This is a genomic window from Nonomuraea sp. NPDC003201 (assembly GCF_053590415.1).
In genome coordinates this window covers 1-4,963 of record NZ_JBSFTC010000533.1, presented here as the reverse complement: position 1 = coordinate 4,963, position 4,963 = coordinate 1, and the positions used below count along the sequence as shown (strand labels likewise).

Annotated in this window: 2 protein-coding genes; both read left to right on the top strand. The window is 73.7% G+C overall.

The genetic code is table 11. From position 1 onward, the window contains the following. Positions 1–2,270 (top strand): ATP-binding cassette domain-containing protein (locus ACWDX9_RS59990; protein WP_449972795.1); only part of this gene is annotated, 2,270 nt, incomplete at its 5' end. A gap of 1 nt (position 2,271) precedes the next feature. Beyond that, on the top strand, positions 2,272–4,963 hold a 2,692-nt coding region (gene lanM, locus ACWDX9_RS59985), incomplete at its 3' end, for a type 2 lanthipeptide synthetase LanM (protein ID WP_449972792.1).

Here is a 4,963-nt window from a genome sequence, read left to right as displayed (position 1 = left end):
CCGGCGCGGCGCAGGACCCGCCGAGCGAGCGCGAGCTGCGCGCACTGCACCGCGGGGCGCTGGAGCAGGTGCTGCTGCTGGCCGAGGCGGAGGAGGCCGACCGGGACAACTGGCGCGCGGCCAGGGTGGCGGCCACGAGCGAGACGCTCCGGCGGTCGTTCGCCGATGTCGGGGTCGCCGCCGGCGCGCCGCCCTCTCCTGACCGGCCCCGGACGACCGCCGAACACGCCGCGAAAGTGGTCAAGACGCTCGGCGACCACTGCGGGTTCGCCGTGCGGGAGAGTGCCCCGGGCCCCGACGCCGGCTCGGCGTCCGGCGACCCGCTCGGCGCGGCGCTGGACGCCGCCAGGGTCAGGCACCGGCGGGTACGCCTTTCCGGACGATGGTGGCGCACGGCCACCGTCCCCATGATCGGCTTCACCCAGGAGGACGGGCGGCCGGTGGCGCTCCTGCCGCACCGGGGCGGCTACCGCGCCGCGGACCCGGCGGCGGACCCGTGCCGGGTGACCGAGTCCGTGGCCGCCGGCCTCGCCCCGGACGCCTGGCAGATCTACCCGCCGCTCGGCGAGGGCGTCGCCACCCCCGTCGCGCTGCTCAGGTTCGGCCTGCGCGGGGCGGGCAGGGAGCTGGCCTGGCTCCTCGCGGCCGGCGGCGGCGCCGGGCTGCTCGCGCTCGGCGTCCCCCTGTTCACCTTCAGCCTGCTGACCTCCGCGTCCAACCCCGCCGACCGGCCCGCGACGATCTGGACCGCGGTGATCATCGCCGCCATGGTGTGCGCGAGCGCCCTGCTCCTCGCCGTGCGCAACTCGGTGCTCGTACGCGTCCACGGACGGCTCCAGGAACGGCTCGAACCCGCCGTCTGGAGCCACCTCATCTCCCTCGACCTGCCGTTCTTCAACCGGTACAGCACCGGCGAGCTGGTCCAGCGCGCCAACGCCATCTCCGACATGCGCAAGGCGCTCGGCGAGGCCGCGGTCAGCTCCCTCCTCGGCGGCATGTTCTCCCTGTTCGGCCTGCTGGCGCTGCTCGCCGTGGACTGGCGGCTGGCCCTGGTCGCGCTGGGCGGGGTGGTCGCGCTGCTGGCCGTGCTCGCCGGGCGCGCGGTCCGGCAGCAGCGGCACGAGCTGGTCATGCACGAGCAGTACGGGAAGGTCTACTCCCTGCTGTACGCGTGCCTCGGCGCGATCGACAAGATCCACGTCGCGGGCCGGGAGGCCCAGGTGTTCGGGCTGTGGTCCCGGCTGTTCGCGACGCAGCAGCGCGCGGCCGAGGCGATCCAGCGCGAGCGGGCGGTATCGACGGCGATCGGCGCCTCGGCGCAGCCGGCGCTGCTGCTGCTCCTCGCCACCACCGGCCTGGCCTGGGGCGTCCCGACGGCGTCGTTCGTGATCGCCGCCGTGGCGCTCGGCCAGTTCGTGCTCGCGCTCGGCCAGATGAACAGGGCGGTGGAAGCGGCCTTCGCCCTCCTGCCCCGGTTCGAGCGGCTGCGCCCGGTGCTGGAGCGGGCGCCCGAGACCTCGCCGGGCGCGAAGGACCCGGGCGAGCTGAACGGGCTGGTACGGCTCAGCGGCGTCTCCTTCGCCTACCCCGGCACCGCGATGCGGATCCTCGACGACGTGTCGATGGTGTTCAAGCCGGGCGAGTTCGTCGCGGTCGCGGGCCCGTCCGGCGCGGGCAAGTCCACGCTGGTACGGCTGCTGCTGGGCTTCGAACCGCCCCGCACCGGCCAGGTGCTCTACGACGGCGGCGACCTGCGCGACCTCGATCTGCGCCGCGTGCGCGCCCAGGTGGGCGTGGTGATGCAGCAGGCCAGAGTGCTCAGAGGCTCGATCCTGGAGAACATCATCGGCGACGTGCCCGGCGCGACGGAGGAGGACGCCTGGTGGGCGGCCCGCCTGGCCGACCTGGACGGCGACATCGCCGCGATGCCCATGGGCCTGCACACCGTCGTCGGAGAGGACAACGCGTCCTTCTCGGGCGGTCAGCTCCAGCGGCTGCTCATCGCCAGAGCGCTGGTGAAACGCCCGCGCGTCCTCATCCTCGACGAGGCGACGAGCGCCCTGGACAACCACACCCAGGCGCTGGTCAGCCGGAGGATCGCCGAGTTGGACATCACCCGGATCGTGATCGCGCACCGGCTGAGCACCATCAAGTCGGCGGATCGGATCTACGTACTCGACCAGGGGAGGGTCGTCGCCGACGGCCCCTTCGAGGAGCTGATGGACGACAGCCGGCTCTTCGCCCGCATGGTCCGCCGACAGGAGGTCTGAGATGACGGTCTCGGTTCACGCCGGATACGCCGAAGCGCAGGGCGAGGGCCTGCTCGCGGTTCCGGGTGGGGACGAACGGCTGATAGCCGTGCTCGCCGCGGCGGCGCCCTTCCCCGAGCGCGTGTCGGGAGAGTTCTTCGTCCCCGTGGCGGGGCGCAGCCCGCGCCAGGCGTCCGAACGCACCACCCGCTGGCTGAAGGCCGCCGTCGGCGACGACGAGGACGCCAAGCGGGCGCTGCTGCACCACCGCAGGCGCTCCGGCCGCGACCTCGGCGCCGGGCTCGTCGACGTCCGGCTCGCCGACCCGGGCAGGCTGCCCGACTGGGGTTACGCCCTGGTGGACTTCCTGCTCGCCCAGCCGCCCACGGCCGCGGCCGACCCCGCGTCCGGGCGGCCCGGCTCCCCGTTCGTGGCGTTCAGGCGCGCCGTCAACCGGCTGGTGGACATGAAGGACGGGACGGTACGCGGAGTCCCCGTCACCCCCGAGGCGTGCGAGGACATCGCGGGCCAGCTGATCGAGCGCCTGACGCAGGTCTGCTTCTCCGGCTTCGCGTTCGAGGCGCAGCTGGCCGGCACCGCCAACGACGTGTCCGCCTGGCTGCAGAGCCCCGGCCTGGACGTCAGCCAGTCCGGCTGGCTCGACCGGCTGGAGACGCTCCCGGGGCTGGCCTACGTCATGGGCATGGCCTGCCTGCAGTGGCGGCGCGTCGTTCACGAGCTCTTCGACCGGTTGAACGCCGACCTGCCGGAGCTGCGCAGGACGCTGTGGGGCTGGACCGCCCCCGGACCGGTCACGGGATACTCCGGCGACTCGGGCGACCCGCACAACCACGGCCGGGTGGTCACGCTGCTCACCTTCGCCTCGGGCGAGCGGGTCGTCTACAAGCCGAAGGACCTGCGCTCGGTGGTTGGGCTGATGGACGTGTGCACCCTGCTGAACAACCACGGGCTGCCGCTCACCCTGCACACCCGCACGGTCGTCCTGCGCGACGGCTACGGCTGGGAGGAGTACGTCACCGCCGAGCCCGCCACCGACGAGGACAGCGTACGGCGCTACTACACGCGCCTGGGCATGCTGGCCAGACTGGCCCAGTTCCTGGAGTGCCGCGACCTGTGGGCCGACAACCTGGTCGCCAAGGGGGACACGCCGGTCTTCATCGACCTGGAGAACGTCCTCCAGGGCCGCATCAGCAAGCCCGCCCTCATCGGCGACCGCATCCAGTCCCTGTGGGGACAGGTCGAGGAGACGGTGGTCAAGACCGCCGTCATCAGCTTTCCCCGGGTGATCGCGGGCGGCGTCCAGTCGCACGACATCGGCTGCATGGCCGGACTGCAGGAGCAGGTCGCGCAGAACCCCCAGTTGTACCCGCTCGGCTGGGAGGCGCCGCCGTACCGGCCCACGTGGGGCGCGGGCGAGCTGGCCGACCCGAGCCGCTACGCCGACGAGGTGGCCGAGGGCTACCGGCAGATGCAGGACTGCCTGACGCGCAACCGCGAGCTGCTCGCCGACGCCCGCGGCCCGCTCGCGCTGTTGGAGGACGCGCCGGTCCGCTACATCTGGCGCAGCACCTGGGACTGCGTCGAGCTGCTCGGCATGAGCCTGAGCCCGGGGGCGCTGATCGACGGGATGGCCAGGGAGATCACCTTCGCCCACCTGTTCCGCAGCGCCCGCGAGACGCTGCGGCGGGACCCGGGGCGCGAGGACATCCTGGAGATCGTCGAGCAGGAGATCGACGCGTTCCGCCGGATGGACGTCCCCCTGTTCGTCTCCAGGCCCGGCTCGGACTCTGTGTTCACCCCCGACGGCGTCGAGATCCCCGGGCACTTCTCGGGCACGGCGTGGCAGCGGCTTCAGGACCGCCTCGCCGACCTGGCGGGGTTCCCGGTGGACGAGCAGCTCGCCGTGCTGGAGACCTGCCTCGACTTCACGGGCGCGGGGCAACTGCCCACCTTGTTCCCCGGCCCCGGGCCCCGGCCCCGCACGGTGCGCGAGATGGGCCAGTACGTCTACGACCTGTCGGGCCGGCGGGCGGAGCCCGAGGCCGAGGTGCTGCTCGCCCGCGTCGGCGAGCTCGCCGACCAGGTGCTCGCCAGCGCCGTCCCGCTCGGCACGCCCGCGGGCGGCCCCGTCGGCGAGCGGTCCGGCTGGATCGGCGTGGTCACCTATCCCGCGCATGGCCTGGACCAGGTCGAACCCCTTCAGGGTGACCTGCTCACCGGTACCGCCGGCCTCGCCGTCTTCCTCGCCGAGCTGTACGCCAACACGGGCGCCCCCGGCCACTGGACGGCCGCGCAGGACGCGCTGGACGCCTCGGCCGAGTTCGCGACGCTGTCCACGCAGTCGGGTGTCTACCGCAGGATGTGCGGGACGCTCGCGCCTGTCGGTGCGTTCGTGGGCCTCGGCTCGACCATCTACGCGCTGAGCCGCTGCGGCGCCACCCTGGCCGACACCAGGCTCGTGGAGCGGGCGGTCGCGCTGGTGCCGCTCGCCGAGGCCCAGCTGTCCCTGCCGACCAGCGCCGAACCCGTGCTGGGCCGGGCCGGGCTGCTGCTCGCCCTGCACAAGCTGCGCGAGGCCGCCCCGACGGCGGTCCCCGCGGCCGAGGCGCTCGCCGCGCGGCTGCACGCGAGGCCCTGCGCAACGTGGTCGGCGGCCTCACGGACGGCGCCAGGCACCTGGTCAGGCACCGCGT